This window comes from Haladaptatus sp. CMAA 1909 (assembly GCF_043952005.1).
Classification (GTDB): Archaea; Halobacteriota; Halobacteria; order Halobacteriales; family Haladaptataceae; genus Haladaptatus.
This window is the reverse complement of the sequence record NZ_JBIOAV010000001.1, coordinates 127,409-149,758: the sequence shown is the minus strand read 5'-3', so window position 1 is coordinate 149,758 and position 22,350 is coordinate 127,409. Positions and strand designations below refer to the sequence as shown.

Sequence of the window (22,350 nt, the reverse complement as noted above, 5' to 3'; positions counted from 1 at the left end):
GCCAAGTGGGGGAGAGGTGTCAAACCGTGAGAAGCAGCGCGGAAACGGTTCGTTTCCGTCCGTTACAGGAACACACAACACGGGGTCCGTGCGAAACACGTTTCACTCGCGCCCGAGATGGCAGGTCCATGAGCGATTTGGGCGACTTCTCGGACTACGGGAACGACACCGACGATTCGTCGACGTCGGAACCGTCGTCGGAGACGAACGAGGGGCGAACGGACGACGAGCGAACGGAGGCGACGAGCACGATGGAGGAGACCGACGATTTCGACCGGATGGACCTCGAACCGGTCGGCGACGACCGCGGCCTCGGGAGCCTCGCCGTCTCGGAAGGCCTCTCCATCGGCGAGGAGAGCGACGAAACCTGCCTCCGGGCGTACATCACCGCGCCGAACCGGGGCGACGTTCGAATCGGGAAGTACCTCCTCGTTCCCTATCCGGACGGCGAGAAACTGTTCTGTCGCATCACGACGCTCGAATACGCACAGGAGTTCCACAGCGACGACGCCACCGAGATTCACGCCCGACGGGCGATGCGCAACGGGCAGATAGACGAGCGGGACTACAAGTTCATGGCGACGCTCGAACCCATCGCCGTGCTCTTTTCGGACGACGGCGAACTGAAACGACGGATGACCGACCGCGTGCCGAAACCCGAGACGGTGGTTCGGCAGGCCAGCGACAAACGCGAGATCAAGACGGGACTGAAGATACCGGAGGACGGCGTGTTCCTCGGGCACCTCTCCGTCGGGGGCGAAAAAGTACGGACGGCGGCGGAACCGCCGACCATCGACTACCGCGTGAAGGACGACTACGACTCGGGCGACCCGCTGGTGTTCCGCCACTCGCTCGTCGCGGGGGGCACCGGATCGGGGAAAACCCACGGGGCGAAGAACATCCTCCGCCAATACCTCTCCGCGGAGCGCACGTATCCCATGGACGACGGCCGAAACGCCCGGATGGCCGTCGTGCAGTTCGACCCGCAGGACGAGTACGCCCAGATGCACGACGACAACCCGGCGGTGAACGCGGACGACGAACGCGCGTGGGAGCGCGAGGGGATCGCCCACGGCGGCCACGACGAAACCGTCGCGTTCGTCCCGAAAGTTGGGGGATCGACCTACGCCGCGAGCCATCACGAGGCCGAACAGGTCGAGTTCACGATCCCGTTCTCGATGGTCAGCGACAACCAGTGGCTCGTCGCGGGCGCGAGCCTCAACGACAACCAGTACGGCGCGCTGACACACCTCCTCAACCGGTTCTTCCGCAGTCGCGGTCAGTCGGGGACGTACCAGGACTTTTGCTCCTACCTCGACGACCCCTCGCTCCGCGAGGAGTTGGACGAGAGCGGCCGCGTCCACGAGGCGACGTTCGACGCGGTGAAACGCCGGGTTCGCTCCGTCCCGGGTGGCGTGTTCGACCAGTCGGCCAAATCCATCACCGAACTCGTCCCGCAGTTCGTCCGGTCCGGCAGGCTCTCGGTCGTGCCGACGTACCACCTGCCGTCGAGTCGGGCCAAGGAGATGGTCGTCCTCGCGGTGTCGAGCCTCCTCATCGATCAAAAGCTATCGAACGCGCCGGAGTACCCGACCATCAAGGAGACGCCGCTCCTCGTCGGGATGGACGAAGCGCACAACTTCCTTTCCGACGCGGACAGCGTGCAGGCCCGGAAGGTCATCGGCAAGTTCACCGACGCGGCGAAACAGGGTCGCAAGGAGCGACTCGGGTTGTTCCTCATCACGCAGGACCCGCAGGACATCGACGACGCGGTGTTCAAGCAGATAAACACGACCGTCGTCCTCAATCTGGGCGACGAGGACGCCATCAAGAGTGTGAACATCCCGTCCACGTTGGAGAAGAAGGTGCCGTACATGGAGAAGGGTCAGATGGTCGTCTACTCGCCGGACAACTCCGAACCCGTCGAAGTCACCGGGTTGCCGAAGTGCGTCACCCGCCACGGCCGCGATTGAATCGGTCGGACGCCGGACAAAAAGATATGTGAACGGCAGCCGTACTATTCGGTATGGCAAAGCGAATTCTCGTTCCAGTGGACGGGTCCGAACAGGCGACCGAAGCGCTCTCCTACGCGCTGGAGGAGTTCCCCGGTGCCGAAATCGGCGTCATCAACGTCATCGATCCCATCGACGTCGGTTACACCTCCACCGTCGGCATGCCCGGCTATTCGGAAGAGTGGTACGAGGAGTCGAAGGAGAACGCCGAAGCGGTGTTCGAGGAGGCACGGGAGCTCGCGGACGAGCACGGCGTCACGCTCACCACGAAGACCGAAGTCGGGCAACCGGCCCAGACCATCGTGGACTACGCGGAGGAGTTCGACCAGATCATCATGGGCAGTCACGGGCGTTCCGGCGTCTCCCGAATCCTCCTCGGAAGCGTCGCGGAAACGGTCGTTCGGCGCTCGTCCGTTCCCGTGACTGTTGTTCGATAATCTACCTGCGAAATTTTCATGGACCCCGGAAACAGCGGACGACAAGCCGACAGAAACGGAACATTGGCTCCCCAGAATTTCTAACCGGTGTCGGTTTGACGAGGTCGTACCGGAGACAGAAGATGAACAGCAACCGAAACGCGCCCTGTACACAAGACGATCTCTGCAACTCATCCTCGCTGAAAGTTCAATAAGGCTGTAGTAGGATACAACGAGACTACGAATCCGTAAATCAGATTTCCGTCCGTTCCGGCCGCGGCGCATCCTCGTACGTTCGGATCTTCTCGGGTTTCTCGACCCGAGCGTAGAGGTCTTGCCACGCTTCGGCTTCGTCGAGCAGGCCGTGGCTATCGAGTAATTGCCGACCACTCTCGGTAAGCCCGTAAAAGACGTGCGGAAGATCCCGACTCCGTTCGCCGACGGGGATCACCACCGTCTCCACGACGTCGACCTCGATGAGTCGCTGGAGGTGATCTTGAATCGTCGTGCGCTCGACGGGTGGATTCATGTAGTCGAGTTCGCTGAGACTCGGCAGTCCCCGTGGATGGCCGAGGATGTCCACGATGAGATTGTAGCGCCGCTTTTGCGTCACGACGTGTAATCGGTGGACGTTATCGTGGTTCCCGGCGGTGAACTCGGCGGTATCTTCGATATCGTAGGCCATCTCTGTCTCCTACTCGCAACGAGGGGAGCTACCGCGATAATTGTTACGGTGAAAAGCGGCACAGTCACGCCGTGCGCTTTCGACGATGAATCGAACGAATAAAGCCCATCGCATCGAGTCGAACTGTCATGGACGAGGACGAGTTGGATGCCCTCATCGAGAAAACCAAGCAGTATTCGGGGAAAGACTCGCTCTCACCGGACGAATATTACCGAATCAAGCAATTGTTGAACGACCCGGACCAGCTCAATCGAATTAGCACGAGTTCCGTGTCGTACCTTATCCTCGGAAACTACGACGACGAGGGCGATTTCAGCAAGAAAGACCGGCTCAAACTCGTTCGGCTTTCTCTCAACGAGCGCGATCCCGGTGCCTATGCATTCCTCATGGAGGAAATCGACGAGGCGTGGGGGAACGAGTTCATCACGAAATTCCGCATCTTGTCGGATCGTGTCGATTACATCGTCGGCGTCTTCGAGGACGATGCTGGTGGACACGCGAACGAAAGTGGAATCGTCGTGACCGAACTGTACCGATCACGGACGTTCGTTCTCAAGCGCGAATACGAGACCAAAGAGGAAGAACGCGCCGCGTACAATGCGATGCAGGCGAATATCTTCGCGATTCTCGACCGGACTGGCGGGCTGGCTCTGTGGACGGATCGGTTCGAACTGGTCGAGGAAGCGAAAAATCTTCCGACCGAGCCAGCAGAGTGACAGCGCCGTTTTCAGTCGTGCGAAACCATTAGAATGGGGCAAGCGGTAGATATGTCACGAATCAAGGTTCAGCGTGATTACTGTGCAATACAGGGGATACATTTAGCACGACATTTCTGTCATGCTCTCAGGGACCGAAGAGAGTAGTAGCTATCACGACCGCTGGAAACAGCCAACGACACAACCGCCAGAAACAGCAAGTGATACAACTACCAGTCGCTATCACGCCCACCGAAAAATCTCTGATTTTTCGGGCCGACGACTGAACGGAGCGTAGCGAAGTGAGGGAGGAGCGCTTTTGGTGCAGATTTTTCCAGGGAGCCAGCGGAAACGACGACGCGGCCGTCGTCGTTTCCGCCTGCGACCGCAGAAAAAGGTGCTAGAACAGATTGGCCTGCTGATACACGCTGATGCCCTCGTCCGTGATGTCGTAGGGTTTGATGTCGCGGGAGTGGTTCGCGTCCCGAATCTTCTGGATTTCGACGGCGAGTCGGGTTTCGATGAAGTCGTCCGTGCTCCGGACGTATCGGAGGACGAACACGGCATCGGTGAGGTATTCGATGATGCCGTGGCGGGAGGAGTAGGGGTTCTCGTCGCTGGCTTCGCTTGTGAGCATGGTGGTCACGCCCGCCTTCTTCAGACTGCGCGTGAAGTCGTAAATCTCGTTGCGACGGGTGGCTTGGCCCTGATACATCATTTCGAGGAGCGACACGGAATCGAGGACGAGCCTCGACGCGCCGAAATCGCGCACGAGTTCGGGGAGTTCGCTTCGGATGCTCGACAACGAGTTGGCCATCTCGATGGGATCCAGATCGACGACGGCGAGTCTCCCCTCCTCGATGTACTCGTCGTAGGGCCACCCCTTCTCCGTCGCGCTGTCCACGATTCGCTCGTGGCTCTCCTCCAGCGTGACGTAGACGGCGCTCTCGCCGTTCGAGAGCGCGTGGTTCAGGAACTGAAGCCCGAAGGTGGTCTTGCCGGTCCCCGCACCGCCGATGGCGACCATCAGCGTTCGCTCGGGGACGCCGCCCTGAATCATGCTGTCCAAACCGTCGATACCGATGTCGATTCGCGGGATCGCGGACTCGAACGCCTCGTCGTCGAAGGAATCGCCGTCATCGAAACCGCCGGATTCGCCGGCGCCGTCGAACCCACCGCTATCGAACCCGCCCGCATCGAACCCGCCGCCATCGCCGAAGTCCGGTTCGCTGTCACCGCCGGCACCGGGCGCGGACGCGAACGCGCTGGCGAAATCGTCGTCGAACAACGGCGCGTCGTCGGCGTTCGGTTCGTCGGCCGTGGTGTCGTCGGACGTCTTCACCGCCGACGTGTCGGTCACCGGTTCGGTGCCGGGAGCGTCCGCGTCCGTCGCGGAAGCGTCCGGAGATTCGGCGTTTTTCCCCGTCTCCTCCGTTCCGTCTTCCGATTCTTCGGTCGCGTTGCTGGTCGGTTCGCCGTCCGATTTCTCGTCGTCTCGGAGCGCGGCCTCGAACCAATCGTCGTCGTCGCTCACGTCGTCCCCTCCTCGTCGGTTCGGATTCGACGTTCGCCGCGAACCGACGGCCCGCTCGTCCTCGTCCGCTTTCGAGCGAAAGTTCTCATCGTCCTGTCACTGGCAGCCATCGTAAATTAATGTTCGTGTCGGCGGCTTTTTGAACGCCGGGAGAGAACGGGGCCGTGATGAACGTCGGCATCGTCGCACAACGGGGAAACGAGCGGGCCGCGACACTGGCGGGACGATTGCGAGAGACGCTCCGAGACGATTACGTGACGGTCAATCTCGACGCCGCGACTTCCGAGCAGTTAGGGGTCGAGGGCGTGGACGTGAGCCGGATGGCGGAAAACGACCTCGTCGTCAGTATCGGCGGCGACGGCACCTTCCTCTTCTCGGCGAGCGGCGCGGGTGGAACGCCAATACTCGGCGTCAACCTCGGAGAAGTCGGGTTTCTGAACGCCGTCGCGCCGGAGGACGCCGTGGCCGAAGTGGGCGCGGTCGTCGAGGAGTATCTGGAGTCGGGCGAGATTCCGTCGTGGGAGGTGCCACGACTTCGCGCGACCGGCGAGGGCGACTGGTCGGTCCACCCCGCGCTGAACGAAATCGTGATACAGGGAGCACAGCGCGGACACGGACAGGGAATCGACTACGATATTCACGTCGACGAGGTGGAGTACAACAGCGGACACGCGGACGGTTTGCTGGTTTCGACGCCGACGGGAAGTACGGCGTACAACCTCAGCGAAGGCGGGCCGCTGGTCCATCCGGGTGTAGACGGCCTGATTCTCACGGAGATGTGTGCCTCCCACTCGATGCCGCCGCTGGTGTTCGAACCGGACCACGAGGTCGTGATTCGGGTTCGGAACGCGGACGCCGCCGTCGTCGGCAGCGACGGAACGCAGGTCCGTATCGAACCCCCAGAGGCCATCACGGTCGCGCTCGCGTCCGAACCGGCCCGAATCGCCGGGCCGTCGCCCAACTTCTTCGAAGCGCTCGGAAAGCTCGAGTAGCTGCCGGAAACGGAAGCCTCTAATTCCGTTACTCACAATGAAACGACAATGAAAGGGCAACTACCCGACGTGCAGGCGACGGAACCGGACGTAACGGTCGGGTTGAATCGGGTCGGCGTGACCGGGGTCGAGAAACTGGTCGAGGTCGCCCGACCGGAGAAGCGACCGTACGTTCTCACCGCGAAGTTCGACGTGCTGGTGGACCTCCCGAGCTGGCGCAAGGGCGCGGACATGAGCCGAAACATGGAGGTCGTGGACGAGGTCCTCGAAGACGCCGTCAGCGAACCGACCTACCGCCTCGAAGACGTGTGCGGCGACGCCGCGGAACGACTGCTCGAAAAACACGAGTACACCTCGAAGGCCGAGGTCAGCATGGAGGCGGAGTTCATGGTGCGCGACACGACGCCGGAGAGCGAGCGCCCCACCCAAGCCATGGTGGACATCATCGCCAGCGCGACGGCGACGGAGGAGGAGACGACCGAGGAGATCGGCGCGCGCGTCACGGGCATGACGGTCTGTCCCTGCTCGCAGGGCATGATGAGCGGCCGCGCGAAGGAAAAGCTCCTCGACCTCGGCGTCGGCGAACGGGAGGTCAAGGAGTTCCTTCAGGAGATCCCGCAGGCGGGTCACTCCCAGCGCGGTCACGCGACCCTCACCGTCGAGAGTTCCGGCGCGCCCGAAGTGGACCTGCACGAACTCATCGAAGTCGCGCGGGACTCGATGAGCGCCCGGATTTACAACCTCGCGAAGCGCCCCGACGAAGATCACATGACGTTTCAGGCGCACGCCGACGCGAAGTTCGTCGAGGACTGCGTGCGCGACATGGCCCACGGCGTCGTGGAGACGTTCCCCGACCTGCCCGACGACGCCGTCGTGACGATGAAACAGAGCAACGACGAGTCCATCCACCAGCACAACGCCCACGCCGAGCGCGTGGCCGAGGTGGGGACGCTCCGCGAGGAAGTCGCCGAATCGAGCGAATAGCACGACTGTTTTTCGATCCGTTCGCTCATCGTGGCGCGCTACTTTACCGGCGACGTACGGCGTTTTGTGGAGTTCGTGGCTGCTTCGTGTTCGAGCGAACTCGTCCGCCGTGACCGCGACTGCTAGGGACCACGACCGCACCGCCACTGCGGACGGACGGCCGGAACCGCACGCCCGTCCGTCCGCTCGGCCCCTGACCTCCCCGGTGCTCGGATGCTCGCGCTGCGCCGGCGCGAGCATCCTCGTCGCGCATCCCGAAAGCGGGCGTGAAAACGCGCTTCGAACCGACCGTTCGACCGAACGGACGCGCCGGGAGGACGGTGAGCGCTCGCCGCGAAGCGTCCTCCCATGCGGGGAGGAATGGGGTCCCGGAGGGAGGGTGGTCGTGCGGTTCCGACCACCCTCCCGTATGCGGTGCGGTCACGGTCGCCCAGTAGTCTCGGTCCCGAAATCCTCCACAAAGCAATCGTCGGGGCGTCGCGGTTACGGTGCAGTCGCCGGTGCAGTGTAGTCGCCGCTGGAGTCGACGTTTTTGAGCTGAAATCCGGGCAGCAGCCGTTCTACAAGTCGAAATCGGTCCCGAGAGCCACCAAAACGAAACCCGTTCCGTCGTCACACCTATCGGATCCCGGGGTCGTAAGACGTATTCCACGCGACGACGAATCCGTCGTTTATGATAGGTATCGTCGGCGGGGGAATCGCCGGATTGGCCGCCGCCTACCGCCTCCAACAGCAGGGCTACGACGTGCAGATCTTCGAAGCGAGCGAGGACCTCGGGGGACTCGCCGCGACCTACGAGACGAACGGCGACCGCATCGAGAAGTTCTATCACCACCTCTCCGCCTCGGAAGAGACCATCATCGACCTCATCGACGAACTCGGACTGGGCGACGATTTGGACTGGCCCATCGGGAAAAACGCCTACTACGTGGACGGCGTCGTCCACCCGCTCGACAAGCCGTGGGAGATCATGGCCTACCCGCACATGAGCTTGTACGACAAGTTCCGTCTCGGCATGCTCACCCAAGAGATCGACGTTCGCGGCGGGATTCCGAAGTTCGACAGCTACGAACGACTGGAGGACTACGAGGACGTTCCCATCAAGGACTTCCTCTTGGAACACACCTCGCGGGGCGTCTACGAGAACTTCTTCGGCCCGCTGTTGGACGCGAAGTTCGGGAGCAAGAAGGAGAAGGTGAGCGCCGCGTGGCTGCTCGGCCGCATCAAGTTCCGCGGCGAGCGTGACCTCCTCCGCGGCGAACCGCTCGGCTACCTCCGCGGCGGGTTCGGCCGCCTCATCGACGCGCTGGTGGACGAAGTCGGCCGGGAGAACATCACCACCGGCGTGTACGTCACCGACATCGACACCGAGGACGGCGAAGTCGCGTCGCTGACGACGGAGGCGACCGAAAGCGCCGAAGTCGCGGCCGCCGACGGTGGCACCGCGGCCGAAACGCACGACGTGGGCGGCGTCGTCGTCGCCGCGATGCCGAACGTCCTCGAGGACCTGACCGGCTACGAGTGCGATATCGACTTCCAAGGTGCGGTCTGTGCGCTCGTGACGATGGACGAACCGCTGACGGACACCTACTGGCTCAACATCGGCCACGACGCGCCGTTCGGCGCGCTCATCGAACACACCAACTACATCCCGCCGGAGCAGTACGGCGGCGACCACCTCGTCTACGTCGCCAGCTACATTCAGGACTACGAGGAGGAGTTGTGGCGGATGGACGACGACGACGTCGAGGACCTGTGGCTGAGCCACATCGAGGAGATGTTCCCCGAGTGGGACCGCTCGTCGGTGACGAACTTCCGCCTCGCCCGCAATCCGCGCGCAGCGCCCGTGTACGAGCGCGGCTATCTCGACATGGTCGTCCCCTACGACCTCGGCGACGACATCGCCGACGGCATCTACTACGCCGGAATGGCGAGCAAGGCCCAGTACCCCGAGCGCAGTCTGAACGGCGGCATCGTCGCGGGCTACGAGTGTGCCGACCGAATCTCCGGGAAGAAAGTGGTCGTCAGCCCGAACAACGAGCAATAACGGTAATAACCACCCGGAGTACGCCATGGGTAGGGTCTTGTCCGTTCGTCGCCAGTATTACCCATCATGGTGGGGGCAGCGCAGTTGGGGGTCGTCGGTATCGGTGCGATAGCGAGTTTCTTTATGGCGTGGACGGTCGGTGCGGGATGGACGCCCTACGCGCCGGGGGTCGGCGCTCGGACGACGACGGTCATGCGGGCGGCCTTCTTCACCGGCCTGTTCGGGATACTGGGGGCGGTGTTACAGGGCGCGAACGTGACGGAAGCCATCGCGGCCGGACTGATAAACGGCGTGACGCTCACGCCGATCGCCGCCGTCATCGCGTTGATCGTCGCCGCCGGACTCGTCGCGATCGGAATCTTCGCCGGGTATCCGCTGGCGACGGCGTTCACGGCGACGGGCGCGGTCATCGGCGTCGGTCTGGCGCTCGGCGGGACGCCCGCCTACGCCAAGTACCAGCAGATTCTCCTGCTGTGGATACTGACGCCGTTGTTCTGCGGCGGCATCGCGTACTTCCTCGCTCGGATGATCCGGCGTGACGACGTGCCGGACGAGTATTCGATTCCCCTGTTCGGGGCAATCGTGGGACTCGTCGTCGCGAACTCGCCCTTCACCTTCCTCGCCCCGGAGTCGGGCGGGGCGTCGGTCGCGGCGGTGGCCGCGGAGAGTCTGCCGCTTCCGTCGCTCATCGGCATCGCCGTGACGACGCTGTTCGTCGCGCTCCTCATCGGCGGATTGCTGCTGTTGGACGTTCGCGCCGACGTGAAGAAGGGACAACGACACCTCCTGTTCGGCATCGGCGCGCTCGTCTCCTTTTCGGCGGGTGGCAGTCAGGTCGGACTCGCCGTCGGGCCGCTCGCGCCGATGGCGATTCCTATCGGCCTCTCGCTCGCCGTCGTCTTGCTGTTCGGCGGCGTCGGCGTGATGCTCGGCGCGTGGATGGGCTCACCGCGCATGATAAAAGCCCTCGCGCGGGACTTCTCGTCGCTCGGCCCGCGTCGGGCGACCGCCGCGCTCATTCCGGCGTTCGCCATCGCACAAACCGCGGTGCTGTTCGGCATCCCGGTTTCGTTCAACGAAATCGTCGTGAGCGCCGTCATCGGTAGCGGCTACGCGGCCGGAAGCGGCCGCGTCAGCCGAAAGAAGATGTCCTACACGGTCCTCGGATGGGTGGTCTCGTTGCTCCTCTCGTTCGCGTTGGCCTACGGTGCGTTCGTCGGCGTCGGAATGCTGTAGTCCGATGTATCGAGGCTAACGATTCGTCGGGGAGTGTTATCTCAACCCCGTAATGCCGAGAACCCGGCGAAAACGTAGATAGCCGTCGACGGCGTAGCCTATGACATGGAGGAGAGTATTGCTGGCTTCAAGGAGACGGGGGACTGGGTGGCCATCGTGGAACACGGCGAGCGAATCACCACGGCGCTGGACGAGGAGGGTGTCGAGGGGGAGAACTTCGACGATTGGAACGAGTGGCGGCCGAAAGCCCACGAACGACTGAGCGAGGACGTAAACGAGAAGACGGCGGAGCAGGCGAGTGCGTCGCGCGGGAAGGGAGAAAAGAAGGGCAAGTCCCCCACTGAAGACGCGGAAACGGCGCGAGAGGAGTTAGAGGATACGGTGTCCGAACTCGCGGAGGGTGACATCGACGACGCCGTCGAGGAGGGGCGCGACACCATCGAATACGCGACACGCGCGGCCGACACTGCGGGGCGAAAGGCGCTTCGAACCGTCGAGGAGACGGTGTACAAACACGTCATGACGCAGGTGTCGCCCGCCTACTTCGACAACGAACTGGTGAGCGCGAACGTCGAACGCGCCAGAAGCGGAAACCGATACACCTTCGAGGTGAACATCAACGACGATGGGCTCAAAGACCGCGTGAGCGACCGGTTGAAGCGATACGACGAGGAGATAGACCGCTGGCGCGGCGAGACCGAAAAGGAAACCGAATCCATCGAGGCCGCCGAGGGAATCGACCCGGTGGAGTGACGCGGTGCCTCGACCGCTGGCGAAGCAAATCGCCGCTATCCCTATCCGCGTGCGGCGCGTGCTTGTGTGTCATGTACGACCGAATCCTCATCCCCATCGACGGAAGCAACGCGGCGGCGAACGCGATTCCGTACGCGCTCGACGCCGCGAAGACGTACGACGCCGCCCTTTACACGGTCTCCGTCGTCGATGCGGGCGAGGCGGACGACGACGGGGAAAAGCGCGAGGCGATGTACGAGGAGTTCGAGAAGGAATCGAAAGCAATGGTGGAGGACGTGATCGAGCGGGCGGAGCGGGAGGACATCCGCACGACGGCGGGGTCCATCGCGGAGGGCAAACCGCACCGTGCGATTCGGCAATACGCCGACGAACAGGATATCGATCTCATCGTGATGGGGACGCACGGACGGCGTGGCATCCTCTACCCGCTTCGACGGAGCGTCACGGAAAAAGTCGCGCGACGGGCGGACGTGCCGGTGCTGATGGTTCGATTGGGCGAGGACGAAGACTGAACCGAGAAATCAGGCTTCGCCTTCGTCGACGCCGACCGCGTCCGAGATATCCACGTCCTCCGGTTCGTCCTGTCCGCCGACCCGGACTTCGCCGTCGTCGCCCTGAACGTACACGTCGTCGGCGAAGCCGCCTTCCGCGTGCGGGTGAACCGGGTCGTCTAACTTTTCCGGCGTGGATGGCGCTTCCGGCATCTCCGCGGGCGCGAACTCGCCCAGCGGGTCGGCGATGGTAATGCCGTGCTTCGAGAAGAACGTCTCGTAGCGTTCGTAGTGTTCCTCCAGTTCGTCGCTCGGGAACTCCATCATCTCGGTCCAGCCGTGGTTGTAGAAGTCGAAGTTGGACTGGATGTGCGTGATTTCGCGGGCCTCCGCCTCCGGCGCACCCTCCTGAAGCGCGGCGAGGTACGAATCCATCGTCGCGTCGAAGAAGGCGTCGAGGCGCTCGCGACGTTCCTCGCGGTGTTCCTCGTCGGCTTTTTTGAGGAATATTCCCGTGTGCATGTCCACCAGTTTCCACTTCACCACGTCGCTGACGACGGGCATTTCGAGGGCTTTTCTCGACGCGAAGTGGCGCGCGTTCTGACGGATTTTCATGCCCGTTGCTTGGGACGCGACGGTCTTCAACGTCCCGACTCGGGTATGTTGGCGTTTGACAACAACATCGAGATAGCAACCCACTTTAACCCCGACGCAGAACGTCTCAGTCATGAGCGAATCGTACGTGATCATCGGGGATGGCATCGCGGGCAGTTCCGCTGCCGAAACCATCCGCGAGGAAAAACCCGACGCCGATATCGCCGTCATCACCGACGAGGGCGAAGCACTGTATAATCGCATCCTCATCAAGGAGTTCGCCAAGGGCAAACTCCCCGAAGCGCCCATCTCCATTCACGAACCGGAATGGTACGATGAGCGCGATATCGACCTCGAACTGAACACGTTCGTCACCGACATCGACCCGGACGCACACGAGGTCCACACCCACGCGAGCGGGACGTACAACTACGACAAACTCCTCGTCGCCACGGGCGGGACGCCGACCCAACTCCCCGTCGACAACAGCGACGCCGACGGCATCCACCACTTCTGGACGTTTCAGGACGCCCGACGCATTCAGGAGCACGCGGAAGCGGCGGACACCGGAACCGTCATCGGTGCCGGTCTCCTCGGTATCGACCTCGCCGCAATCTGCGCCGCACAGGACGTCGAAGCGAAGTACATCATGCGCGGCAACCGCTGGTGGCGCTACGGTCTGAGCCTCGACGGCGCGGAGATCATTCACGACGCGCTCGAAGAGAAGGGCGTCGAAACCGTCCTCGAAAGCGGCGTCAACGGCTTCAAGACGGACGACGACGGCAACGTCGTCGCCACCATCGACGCCGACGACAACGAGTACGAGAGCGACTTCGTCGGCATCGCCATCGGCCTCAACTTCAACACGGAATATCTGCAGGGAAGCGGCGTCGAGACGGACAACGGCGTCGTCGTGGACCAGTACATGCAGACGAACGTGGACGACATCTACGCCGCCGGCGACATCACGCGGTACTACGACGTGATTCTGGACGAGTACGCCCAAAACGGGTCGTGGGGCAGCGCGAAACAGCAGGGCGTCGTCGCCGCGAAGAACATGGTCGCGGACGACGAGGTAGAGGAGTTCCGCTGGGTCTCCTCGTACTCCATCACCCACTTCGACTTCCCGTTCCTCTCCTTCGGCTTCCCGACGATAGGCGACGACGAATGCGAGGAGAAGTACAGCGACACCGAATGGCGTCGCCTCTCGTTCAAGGACGGCAAACTCATCGGCGGCGTCCTCATCGGCGACATCGCCCCGCAGGGCAAGTACAAGGACCTCATCCGCAACGAAGTCGAGTGTGCCGACCAGAAGGAAATCCTCCTCGAAAAGGATTTCGACCCGGAGAAGATCGCACAGCCACAGGAACAGGAACAGTAAGTTCGGAGCCCGGAACGGTGCGGTTTCGGTATTTTTGTCGCGAGCGATTCCACCGACCAGCGATTGTCGCGACGTGAATCATTAAGACCCCCTACGACAGTTGGTATCAATGACCACACCGGTCGGGAGATTTCGTGAAACCCAAAATAGCCGTCGAAGCCGTGGAGACGATTCCGAACGACGCCCGCGTCCGACACTACGACGAACTCGATTACGACGCGAAAGGGCACTTCCCGAGCGTCGTCGAACGTGGCGAACAACTCATCGACCGGGAGACGGCGGGCCAGTTCAGCGACGGCGAATTCGTCAAATACACCGGTTACTTCCGGGTACTTCTCGCGTAGCTCGATTTGGCATGTTTTTTCATACTATTTCCGCAACGCTTAATATGTACTAAGACAATTGGTAACATGTATCAATGGCTTCGAACAGCACGAGTAGTCTGAAGTCTGCACCGGCCGGAGAGACGGCAGCACTCATCATTAGCCGCACCGAAACCGTTCCAGCGGGCGTTCAAGTGCATCATTTCGACGAACTCGCGGAGGAGACACAGCAGGTGTTGGCGGAGTTCGACGGCGGCGAGAAAGTCGTCCGGATGACCGGTGCGTTGGCGGACGAGTTCGACAGGAACGCGCTCGTGGTGTTCAACGACTACTACCGAATCGACGTGGTCTAACCCGGCCCACGCGAACGAACAACCGAAGCCGTTTTCTCCCGCACGACGGGATGTAGGGACATGAGCATGAGCGGAAGCGGCGAGATGACGCTCGCCTTCGAGTTGTCTGCGCTCAAAGCGTTGGCGAGTCCCGGAACGGTGTTCGAAGACGCCCGACGCTGGACCCGCTACGTCGGCGTCATCTCCGACCAACCGACCTACGTGGTGACGAACTTCACCCGAAAGAACCGCATCCGGCAGGACTTCTTCTCCGGCCCGAAAGGCCGCGCCGAGAGCCTCGACAGCGTGAAATCGCAGTTCGACACCGACCGCCACGTCTTCATCGGCATCACCGACGAGGACCGCGAACTCGCCGAGGACCACGACTGGGAGTTCCTTCACGTCGAGGACGCCGCCGAGGCGGCCGAATGGGACATCGCGTCCGACGACGACGGCGAGGGAGGGGGCAACGAGGAGGACGTGCGCGACGACTGGCCGTAGCCGTCGAAGCGTATTCCATCAGAGTTCCGCCCGCAAACACCGTTTTCCCTCCTCGGTTATCCGATAGCAACACCAGTTCGAGTTTCGGACGAGGCCTCGATCGGCCAGAGAACGACAGCGAGTCGCGGTGACGCAGTTCGAAAGCGACAGGCGGCGCTCGATGTCGAGTCGAACCTGTATCCCTTCCGCATCGAGCAGTCGGAGGATTCGTTCGTCTATCGGGCGCAGTCGGTCGGGAACCCCGCTGGCCTGTGCCATGGACATCCGTATTTTTTCCACTATCAAATAGCTCGCTAAGAGGGGTATGTACCGAGGGCAGGAACGAGGGATCGCTATTGAGCGCTACCTCTACGGGGACGACACGTGTCATATTCGACGACGTTTCGACGACCGGGCGCAATCACGTCGTTTAAACTCGTCAGGGACCAACGGAGCGTATGGCAGAACCGCGCGTACCGGGAGGAGACGGTGCGACGCTCGACCTTCCCTGCGGCGAGTCGGTGCCGACCGGAACGCTCGACATGGGAATGCGCGAGTACGACTGTGACTGTGGCGAATCGCATGCGGTCGTCATGGACGTCCACCCGCCGTCACGCTTCGTCCCCGAATTTCTCGTGGACATCCTCCAAGAGACCATCGACACGACCGACGAAAACGTCGAATTCGGCACCCTGCACATCATGGGCGTCGTCATGGAGGAGTTCCCGGAGGAGGTCGTCAGCGAGGACGTCGCCGAAAACCCGGACCTCGGCTACGCGATGGTGTGGGTGACGGACTTCGACTCGCGGCGACTGCACGAGGTCGTCGTCGAACTCGTCGTCGAACTCATGGAACACGCCGTCAGTCATGCTGAGGACGACGAGGCGATGAGTCAGTTCGAGGCGGACATGCTGAATTTCGACGTTCCGACATTCGTGGACCAGTACCGAGCGGAACGTGACTTCTCCGGGCCGCACGACCGACCGGCGTGAGCGGGTCGTCGTCCGACAGGGGGTCGTTGTCTGACTGAATTTTAAGTACCTAACGGCCGATACGACTACCATGTCACTTCGGGGGAGTGCGTTCGAACGGATTCGGGAAGTCGTGACCGAACGGGGGGGCGGAGAGCCGTTGACGGCGCGGGAGATTCTCCACCTCCTCGACGAGAGCGACGACGCCCACGAGGAGTTCGAGAGTACGCACGAAATCGCGACCGTCCTCGGACGGCGGGCACAGACCGGCGACGTGACCGTGATTCGCTCCTCGCCGTACCGGTACGAACTCTGACCGGACGCGAAACTACAAGACCCCGCGACACGCCCTTCGAGTCGATGCTGGACGAGTTGCTCGGGCGCGCCGAGTTGAAAGAGCGAATCGACTCCCTCGAAGACGAAAATCACCACCTCGAACGACGGGTGGAAGCCGAAGAGGAACGCCGCGCCGAAGCCGTCACCGAACGTCAAAACGCCGAGGAGCGGGTCAACCGCCTCGAAAACCGCATCGTGGAACTCGAAGATCGGGTGGAGCGACTGCGGGACGACGAGGAGTCCGTCGAGTTCCGTGGTACCGAAACGCTCCACGGGGAGCGGGTTGACGAGGTGCTGGCCCGTCTCGAAAGCGTCGAAACGGGACCTGAGGGCGCGCTGACAGCGATGGTGGACGACGACGTACCGGAGGCGGTAGGCGACGCGTTCGGGGACCACGGGTCGCTCGTCGCACGGGCCGCGCCCTGTCTGGCCGTGACCGACGATGCGGGACTCGTCAGCGCCGCGCTCGTGCCGCCGCGTTCGCCCGAACCGTTCGTTTCGTGGAGCGCTGGCTTCGAGTTCGAGTCGTCGTGGTTCCGCCCGGAGGGTCGGTTCGCGTTCGCGCTCGTCCGTTCCGACGTGTTCGCCATCGGCGAGTACGACGGCCGGGAGCGCCTGTCCGTGGCGGGATTCGAAAGCGACGTGAAAGGAGACCACTCGAAAGGCGGGTTCTCACAGGCCCGATTCGAACGGATTCGAGACGAACAGATAGCCGACCATCTGGAGAAGTGCCGCGAGGAGATAGACGCCCGCGATGCGGAACGCCTCTACGTCGTCGGCCAGCGGACGCTCCTCTCGGAGTTCCGGGACGTGGCCGACGTGACCGACCCCGTGGACGCGACCGGAAAACCGACGGACGCGCTGGACGACGCCTTCTACGAGTTCTGGACGACGCGGCTGTTTCGGGTGTGAGCCGTCAGTCCAATTTCGCGTGAAACAGCAACCGCCCGCATTCGGGGCACATGTCCGTCTCGACCTCCTTTTTCTCGTTCATTCCGAGCGACCCGAGAAACCCCTCCCGTCGGTCGCTCGTCTTCACGTACGGTTTCCACGCGTCGCTCATGCCGAACTTGACCGGTTCGAGCGTAACACCGCAGTCGGGACAGCGGTCACTTCTCGTCATATCGGAACCGTTTCCGCGGAAAACCGTGGTCGTTACGCTTTTCCCGTGAAAAATCGAGGCGCGGTTTATCGCTCCTCTATCGTCGCTCCGCCGCCGATTGCGGTCGGATAGGCGCGTGCGTCCACGTCGACATCGGAGAACGCGTCCAGCATCGCGCTCGCGACGGCGCTCTGTCCGTCCCCGTGGCAGACGGCGAGGACGCTCGGTCCGGCCCCGCTGACCGCGACGCCCGTCGCGCCGGCGTCGAGTGCGGCGGTCCGCACCTCGTCGAACCCGTCGATGAGCGACGCCCGTGACCCCGTGACCGACCCGTCTTCGAGGCCCGCCCCGACGAGTTCCGGGTCGTCGCGGAACATCCCCGCCGTGAGCGTCGCCGCGTGGCCCACGGTGCCGACCAGTTCGTCGATTTCGACGGATTGGGGAACGACCCGCCTCGCGTCCCGCGTCGAGACGACGATTTCCGGCAGGCAGGCGACGACCGGAACCGACGCATCGACGTGCGTGATGGTGTCGTCCGTGACGACGGTGAATCCACCCAGAATCGAAGGTGCGACGTTGTCCGCGTGGGCCTCGCCCGAGACGGCGGCCTCGCCCTCCGCCGCGACGCGAACGAGTTCGCGTCGCGAGAGTCCGCGGTCGTAGAGTTCGTTCAGGGCGACCGCCGCGGCGGCCGCGCTGGCGGCCGACGACCCGAGCCCCGACGAGGGTCGGACCCCCTTGTTGATTCGGATGCGTGCGGGCGTGTCGAGTTCCTGCGCGACGACGCCCGCCGTGTTCTTCGCCGGTTCGGTCGGGATGTATCGTTCGCCGACGCCCGTGACCTCTATCGTCGTCTCCGCTGCCCGCTCGACCCGAACGATATCGGCGGGTCGTTCCAATGCCAATCCGAACACGTCGAACCCACACCCCAGATTGGCACTCGTAGCCGGTGCCCGCACTGTGACCATGCAAAGCCTATCGAAAGCACGGACAAAAACCTTCGCCTCCGGCGGGAAATTGCGCGCAGAGGGCGGCGATCCGCGCGGTTTGCGTTACCGGGAGAGACGGTTTTAAGCCGCCATGCCACCACCGCACACCCATGCAGGTTGCGATATTGGCACACGAGAAGTTCCCCGGCCGCGCGAAGACGGCGGTCGGAATTCTACGCTACGCCGACTACGAAGTCGCCGCGGTTCTCGACCGCGAACGCGCCGGAGAGCGCGTTTCCGACCACGTTCCGGACGTACAGGACGCTCCGATAGTCGCGGGAATGGACGACGTTCCGGACGTGGACGCGCTCGTCATCGGCATCGCACCCATCGGCGGCGGGTTCGACGAGACGTGGCGACCGGACGTCCGAAACGCGCTCGAACGCGGCTGTGACGTGATTTCCGGACTCCACTACTTTCTCGAAAACGACGAGGAGTTCGTCCGTCTCGCCGAGGAAAACGGCTGTGAGATTTGGGACGTGAGAAAGCCCCACGACGACCTCAGCGTCAGCCAAGGGGTCGCGGACGAGGTGGACGCGGAAATCGTCCTCACCGTCGGAACGGACTGTTCGGTCGGCAAGATGACCGCGACGCTCGAACTCGTGCGGGCGGCCCGCGACCGCGGCGAGAGCGTCGGTTTCATCCCGACGGGCCAAACGGGAATCATGATTGACGGGTGGGGCAACCCCATCGACCGCGTGGTGAGCGACTTCACCGCGGGGGCAGTGGAGGAGATGATTTTGGAGCGCGGCGACGAGTACGACTACCTGTTCGTTGAAGGACAGGGAAGCATCGTCCACCCGGCCTACTCGGCCGTGACGTGCGGGATTCTCCACGGATCCATGCCGGACAAACTCGTCCTCTGTCACGAGGCCGGAAAGGAGGTCATCCACGGCTACGAGTCCGTCTCCCTGCCGCCGATTTCGGAGTACGTCTCGCTCTACGAGGGCCTCGCCCGACCGGTACACGGAACCGAAATGGTCGCCGGAGCTCTCAACACGTCCGGTATCGAGGACGACGAGGACGCCCGCGCGGCGGTCGCGGAGTACGAATCCGCGCTCGGAGCGCCCGCGGCGGACCTCGTTCGGTTCGACGCCGACGCCGTGCTGGAGGCGATTCTGTGAGTCTCACGGCCGAGTTCGAGCGGATTTCGCTCCCGCTCGAACACGCCTTCACCATCTCGCGAGGCACGCAGACGGCCGCGGAAAACGTCGTCGTGAAAATCGAGGACGACGACGGAAACGTCGGCATCGGCGGGGCCGCCCCATCGAGACATTACGGCGAAACGGCGGCCACGGTCGAAGCGGTCATGCCGGACCTCTTGGACGTGGTCGAACGGGTGGACGACCCCCACGCGCTCGACCGAATCGAACGGGGAATGCGCGAAACGGTGAACCGCAACCCGGCGGCGCGCTGTGCGGTGAGCATCGCGCTCCACGACCTCGTGGCGAAGCGCACCGGACTGCCGCTGTATCGCTACTGGGGACTCGACGGGAGCCTGACGCTCGAAACGTCGTTCACCATCGGCATCGACCCGACCGACGTGATGGCCGAGAAGACGCGGGAAGCCGTCGAGGCCGGGTACGGCACGCTGAAGGTGAAGGTCGGCACCGACCGCGACGAGGAGATCGTCGGCGCGATTCGGAAGGAAGCGCCCGACGCGACGATTCGCGTGGACGCGAATCAGGCGTGGAGTCCGCGCGAGGCGGTGCGGAAGATCGACGCGCTCGCCGACTTCGACGTGGAGTTCGTCGAACAACCCGTTCCCGCCGAGAACCCCGACGGAATGGCCTTCGTCCGCGAACGCGCCGCACTCCCCATCGCGGCCGACGAGTCCTGCATCACGCTGGAGGACGTCCCGAAAATTGCGGACAAGGCCGACATCGCCAACCTGAAACTCATGAAGTGCGGCGGCCTCCGCGAGGCGATGCGGATGATTCACGCCGCGAACGCCCACGGCTTGGAACTCATGCTCGGGTGTATGGTCGAGAGCAACGCGAGCATCGCGGCGGCGTGCCACCTCGTTCCCCTGCTCGACTACGCCGATTTGGACGGATCGCTCCTCCTCGCGGAAGACGAGTACGAAGGCGTCCCGATGCCGAACGGCGTCATCGACCTCGAAACGGGACGCGCCGGAACCGGCGTTCGAAAACGGTAGGTCCTCAATCGACCAGCGTTCCGACCCGCTCCGCCCGAAAGCCGATCATGTCCTCGTAGCCGTGGGTGGACATCAGGACGGGATAGAACGCCCTGTCGGCGCGGAGTTCGGTTCCACCCTCGCCCTCCTTTCTGGCGAACACCTCGCCCTCCTCGACGCGGACGAAGTTCTCGCCGACGAACTCGTAGTCTCCCCCGTCAACGGCGTCGAAAATGCGATACAGTTCCGGGTCCCCGCCGTCCGAGAGCGTGTCGATAGCCCCGGTTTCGCCGAGGAAGTTCCGCAGGATTCGCTCGGCGTTTCGTTCGGCGCGCTCCGTTCCCCGAAGGCCGCATTCGACCGCGACGCCGTCCACGTAGTCGATGAGGCCACCGACGACGTAGCTGATGTCCACGACCCTGCCGACGCCCGTCGCCCGCGCCAACCGTTTCGTCCGGTCGTTCATCCGCGCGAGGAGCGCGAACGCCTCCGGGTGTGACCTCGTCGAGTGCAGATCGAGAACACCGCAGTCACGAATCTGGGGCAGGAGTTCCGCCGCGAGTCGGGATTCGTGCGTTTCTCCCTCGGGGTCGCCCGGAAACGCGCGGTTCAAATCCTCGTCGATGAACCGAACGTTCTCCGCGATGGCGGCCTCGTTGGCGATGACGAACCGAACCGGACGGGAAAAGGTCGGATTCTCCGCCAGCACGCGCTCGATGGCCGTTTTGCCACAGCGCTCGTTTCCGTGCAGGCAGGCGACGACGGCGAGGTCTGGCGTTCCATCGCCGCGGGTCTGAACGCGCATCGATGGTCATGGCACACACCCGCATGACTTGAGACTGTGGATTTCCGACGTGATTGGTTATTATCCGACACGTCACCGTTCCTTCTTCCTCTCGTGTTCCGTGTCGTGGGTCCGTAGTCGGACTTCCTTGTCCGTTATGCCGTGGATGGCTCTGTTCGGAAGCGGGTAGATGTCCTTCGCGTCGTCCTTCCACCCGAGGAGCATCTTGTACTCATCGAGGAGGCTGGGATGCGGGTCCACGTAGGCGACCCCGTTCCGGACATCGGTCACGATGCCGACCTTCTGATCGTCCACGTTGAACACCGGTTTGTCCACGTCCTCCGGTTTCGGTGATTTGCGCATAGGGTTCATTCGACTGTCACCACCATCAGGTTATCCGCCGAAGTGCGCGTCAGCGTTCACGTACCGTCGTCCGCGTAAACGTCGTCGCTGGGGTCGTACTCCATCTCCTCGGCGACCGTGCGGGCGATTTCCGCTCCGAACTCGTGCTCGACGACGTGAAACGCGAGGTCGATTCCGGACGTGACTCCCCCGGCGGTCAGGATATCGCCGTCGTCCACGACACGAGCGTCCACGACCCGTGCCGCCGAATCGCGGAGGTCGGGGAGGGCACCGGCGTGCGTAACGGCGGGCCGGCCGTCGAGCAGTCCGGCATGGGAAAGTAGCATTCCGCCGGTGCAGACCGCCGCGACCGTCGTTCCTCGGTCGTAAAGGGCAGCCAGTGCGTCCGGGATGTCTCCCCGTTCCGCTTCCGCCCGCGCTCCCGCCTCGCTCCTATCGTTCCATCCGCCGCCCGGCACGACGACGATGTCGGGAGAACACTCGTCCAGCGTCGCGTCGGGTTCGACGCGGAGACCGTGGCTCGCGGTGATTCGCTCCGTTTCCGCGAGCGTGCAGAGCGAAACCGCGAGGTCCGCGCCGGCGTCGCCCGCGTTCTCGAACACTTCGTACGGGCCGATGGCGTCCAACTCGTCGAATCCCTCGAAGAGGACGATTGCGATTTCCATTTCCAACCGTCGATAGCGTTTTTGGAGGTAGTAAACCCGCCGGTGGAG

28 protein-coding genes are annotated in these 22,350 nt (G+C 63.1%); 18 read left to right on the top strand and 10 right to left on the bottom strand.

The features are described 5' to 3' along the window. The first annotated feature begins 128 nt into the window (after nt 1-128). Both ACGYLY_RS00810 and ACGYLY_RS00805 read left to right on the top strand, forming a co-directional pair. On the top strand, nt 129-1,973 hold the full coding sequence (locus ACGYLY_RS00810; protein ID WP_395283646.1) for an ATP-binding protein: 1,845 nt from the start codon (nt 129-131) through the stop codon (nt 1,971-1,973). 53 nt (nt 1,974-2,026) lie between these two features. Continuing rightward, entirely contained in the window at nt 2,027-2,449 is a 423-nt protein-coding gene (locus tag ACGYLY_RS00805) for a universal stress protein (protein WP_395283645.1), read from the top strand. Between the two features lie 232 nt (nt 2,450-2,681). Here ACGYLY_RS00805 and ACGYLY_RS00800 read toward each other — a convergent pair whose 3' ends face one another. Continuing rightward, nucleotides 2,682-3,113 (bottom strand): transcriptional regulator, encoded by a 432-nt coding sequence (locus ACGYLY_RS00800; RefSeq protein WP_395283644.1) that lies wholly within the window; start codon nt 3,111-3,113, stop codon nt 2,682-2,684. Nucleotides 3,114-3,241: 128 nt separating this feature from the next. Here ACGYLY_RS00800 and ACGYLY_RS00795 point away from each other — a divergent pair, with 128 nt between their 5' ends. Beyond that, entirely contained in the window at nt 3,242-3,829 is a 588-nt protein-coding gene (locus tag ACGYLY_RS00795; RefSeq protein WP_395283643.1) for a hypothetical protein, read from the top strand. A 379-nt stretch (nt 3,830-4,208) separates the two neighbouring features. On the opposite strand, the gene ACGYLY_RS00790 is transcribed toward ACGYLY_RS00795, so the two are convergent. Beyond that, entirely contained in the window at nt 4,209-5,342 is a 1,134-nt protein-coding gene (locus ACGYLY_RS00790; protein ID WP_395283642.1) for a KaiC domain-containing protein, read from the bottom strand. A 167-nt stretch (nt 5,343-5,509) separates the two neighbouring features. Here ACGYLY_RS00790 and ACGYLY_RS00785 point away from each other — a divergent pair, with 167 nt between their 5' ends. Next, nucleotides 5,510-6,334 (top strand): NAD(+)/NADH kinase, encoded by an 825-nt coding sequence (locus ACGYLY_RS00785; protein ID WP_395283641.1) that lies wholly within the window; start codon nt 5,510-5,512, stop codon nt 6,332-6,334. A gap of 48 nt (nt 6,335-6,382) precedes the next feature. Next, nucleotides 6,383-7,318, top strand: a complete 936-nt coding sequence (mptA, locus tag ACGYLY_RS00780; protein WP_395283640.1) for a GTP cyclohydrolase MptA — start codon at nt 6,383-6,385, stop codon at nt 7,316-7,318. Nucleotides 7,319-7,361: 43 nt separating this feature from the next. Here the strand turns inward: mptA and ACGYLY_RS00775 are convergent, their stop codons facing one another. Then, nucleotides 7,362-7,742: a hypothetical protein gene (locus tag ACGYLY_RS00775; RefSeq protein WP_395283639.1), complete on the bottom strand. Its 381-nt coding sequence runs from the start codon at nt 7,740-7,742 to the stop codon at nt 7,362-7,364. 249 nt (nt 7,743-7,991) lie between these two features. Here ACGYLY_RS00775 and ACGYLY_RS00770 point away from each other — a divergent pair, with 249 nt between their 5' ends. The 4 genes from ACGYLY_RS00770 (at nt 7,992) to ACGYLY_RS00755 (ending at nt 11,866) form a co-directional block, all read left to right on the top strand. After that, on the top strand, nt 7,992-9,365 hold the full coding sequence (locus ACGYLY_RS00770) for an NAD(P)/FAD-dependent oxidoreductase (RefSeq protein WP_395283638.1): 1,374 nt from the start codon (nt 7,992-7,994) through the stop codon (nt 9,363-9,365). Between the two features lie 66 nt (nt 9,366-9,431). After that, nucleotides 9,432-10,601, top strand: a complete 1,170-nt coding sequence (locus ACGYLY_RS00765) for an anion permease (protein ID WP_395283637.1) — start codon at nt 9,432-9,434, stop codon at nt 10,599-10,601. Between the two features lie 105 nt (nt 10,602-10,706). Further along, nucleotides 10,707-11,354, top strand: a complete 648-nt coding sequence (locus ACGYLY_RS00760) for a DUF5828 family protein (protein WP_395283636.1) — start codon at nt 10,707-10,709, stop codon at nt 11,352-11,354. A gap of 71 nt (nt 11,355-11,425) precedes the next feature. Beyond that, a complete protein-coding gene (locus tag ACGYLY_RS00755; protein WP_395283635.1) occupies nt 11,426-11,866 on the top strand; it encodes a universal stress protein in 441 nt (146 codons plus the stop codon). Nucleotides 11,867-11,875: 9 nt separating this feature from the next. On the opposite strand, the gene ACGYLY_RS00750 is transcribed toward ACGYLY_RS00755, so the two are convergent. After that, nucleotides 11,876-12,460: a DUF6149 family protein gene (locus tag ACGYLY_RS00750; protein ID WP_395283634.1), complete on the bottom strand. Its 585-nt coding sequence runs from the start codon at nt 12,458-12,460 to the stop codon at nt 11,876-11,878. Between the two features lie 112 nt (nt 12,461-12,572). Between ACGYLY_RS00750 and ACGYLY_RS00745 the strand changes: the two genes are divergently transcribed. The 4 genes from ACGYLY_RS00745 to ACGYLY_RS00730 all read left to right on the top strand — a co-directional run bounded on the left by ACGYLY_RS00745 (nt 12,573) and on the right by ACGYLY_RS00730 (nt 14,976). Then, entirely contained in the window at nt 12,573-13,820 is a 1,248-nt protein-coding gene (locus ACGYLY_RS00745; RefSeq protein WP_395283633.1) for an NAD(P)/FAD-dependent oxidoreductase, read from the top strand. A gap of 134 nt (nt 13,821-13,954) precedes the next feature. Next, on the top strand, nt 13,955-14,164 hold the full coding sequence (locus tag ACGYLY_RS00740) for a hypothetical protein (RefSeq protein WP_231185374.1): 210 nt from the start codon (nt 13,955-13,957) through the stop codon (nt 14,162-14,164). A gap of 74 nt (nt 14,165-14,238) precedes the next feature. After that, complete coding sequence (locus ACGYLY_RS00735; RefSeq protein WP_395283632.1) at nt 14,239-14,496, top strand: hypothetical protein; 258 nt, start codon at nt 14,239-14,241, stop codon at nt 14,494-14,496. Between the two features lie 66 nt (nt 14,497-14,562). Continuing rightward, nucleotides 14,563-14,976 (top strand): hypothetical protein, encoded by a 414-nt coding sequence (locus tag ACGYLY_RS00730; RefSeq protein ID WP_395284181.1) that lies wholly within the window; start codon nt 14,563-14,565, stop codon nt 14,974-14,976. Nucleotides 14,977-14,994: 18 nt separating this feature from the next. Here the strand turns inward: ACGYLY_RS00730 and ACGYLY_RS00725 are convergent, their stop codons facing one another. Next, nucleotides 14,995-15,234: a hypothetical protein gene (locus tag ACGYLY_RS00725; RefSeq protein WP_231185377.1), complete on the bottom strand. Its 240-nt coding sequence runs from the start codon at nt 15,232-15,234 to the stop codon at nt 14,995-14,997. 179 nt (nt 15,235-15,413) lie between these two features. On the opposite strand from ACGYLY_RS00725, the gene ACGYLY_RS00720 reads away from it, so the two are divergent. The 3 genes from ACGYLY_RS00720 (at nt 15,414) to ACGYLY_RS00710 (ending at nt 17,174) form a co-directional block, all read left to right on the top strand. Beyond that, entirely contained in the window at nt 15,414-15,947 is a 534-nt protein-coding gene (locus ACGYLY_RS00720) for a DUF5815 family protein (RefSeq protein WP_395283631.1), read from the top strand. A gap of 70 nt (nt 15,948-16,017) precedes the next feature. Continuing rightward, nucleotides 16,018-16,242 carry a hypothetical protein gene (locus ACGYLY_RS00715; protein WP_395283630.1) on the top strand — a complete coding sequence of 75 codons (225 nt, stop codon included), beginning with the start codon at nt 16,018-16,020 and terminating at the stop codon, nt 16,240-16,242. 44 nt (nt 16,243-16,286) lie between these two features. Further along, nucleotides 16,287-17,174 carry a Vms1/Ankzf1 family peptidyl-tRNA hydrolase gene (locus ACGYLY_RS00710; RefSeq protein ID WP_395283629.1) on the top strand — a complete coding sequence of 296 codons (888 nt, stop codon included), beginning with the start codon at nt 16,287-16,289 and terminating at the stop codon, nt 17,172-17,174. A gap of 4 nt (nt 17,175-17,178) precedes the next feature. Here the strand turns inward: ACGYLY_RS00710 and ACGYLY_RS00705 are convergent, their stop codons facing one another. Both ACGYLY_RS00705 and ACGYLY_RS00700 read right to left on the bottom strand, forming a co-directional pair. After that, the gene (locus ACGYLY_RS00705) at nt 17,179-17,385 is read right to left on the bottom strand and encodes a hypothetical protein (RefSeq protein ID WP_395283628.1); all 207 of its coding nucleotides are present in this window, start codon (nt 17,383-17,385) and stop codon (nt 17,179-17,181) included. 65 nt (nt 17,386-17,450) lie between these two features. Next, nucleotides 17,451-18,332: a homoserine kinase gene (locus ACGYLY_RS00700; protein ID WP_395283627.1), complete on the bottom strand. Its 882-nt coding sequence runs from the start codon at nt 18,330-18,332 to the stop codon at nt 17,451-17,453. Nucleotides 18,333-18,463: 131 nt separating this feature from the next. Between ACGYLY_RS00700 and ACGYLY_RS00695 the strand changes: the two genes are divergently transcribed. Both ACGYLY_RS00695 and ACGYLY_RS00690 read left to right on the top strand, forming a co-directional pair. Then, nucleotides 18,464-19,477, top strand: coding sequence for a DUF1611 domain-containing protein (locus ACGYLY_RS00695; protein ID WP_395283626.1), 1,014 nt, complete (start codon nt 18,464-18,466; stop codon nt 19,475-19,477). Then, complete coding sequence (locus tag ACGYLY_RS00690; protein ID WP_395283625.1) at nt 19,474-20,511, top strand: dipeptide epimerase; 1,038 nt, start codon at nt 19,474-19,476, stop codon at nt 20,509-20,511. Before ACGYLY_RS00695 ends, ACGYLY_RS00690 begins: the two co-directional genes overlap by 4 nt. A gap of 4 nt (nt 20,512-20,515) precedes the next feature. Here ACGYLY_RS00690 and ACGYLY_RS00685 read toward each other — a convergent pair whose 3' ends face one another. From ACGYLY_RS00685 to ACGYLY_RS00675, 3 genes are all read right to left on the bottom strand, one after another. Beyond that, nucleotides 20,516-21,295, bottom strand: coding sequence for a succinylglutamate desuccinylase/aspartoacylase family protein (locus tag ACGYLY_RS00685; RefSeq protein WP_395283624.1), 780 nt, complete (start codon nt 21,293-21,295; stop codon nt 20,516-20,518). 72 nt (nt 21,296-21,367) lie between these two features. Then, nucleotides 21,368-21,637 (bottom strand): PRC-barrel domain containing protein, encoded by a 270-nt coding sequence (locus tag ACGYLY_RS00680; RefSeq protein ID WP_395283623.1) that lies wholly within the window; start codon nt 21,635-21,637, stop codon nt 21,368-21,370. 56 nt (nt 21,638-21,693) lie between these two features. Then, a complete protein-coding gene (locus ACGYLY_RS00675; RefSeq protein ID WP_395283622.1) occupies nt 21,694-22,302 on the bottom strand; it encodes a DJ-1/PfpI family protein in 609 nt (202 codons plus the stop codon). Nucleotides 22,303-22,350 lie beyond the last annotated feature (48 nt).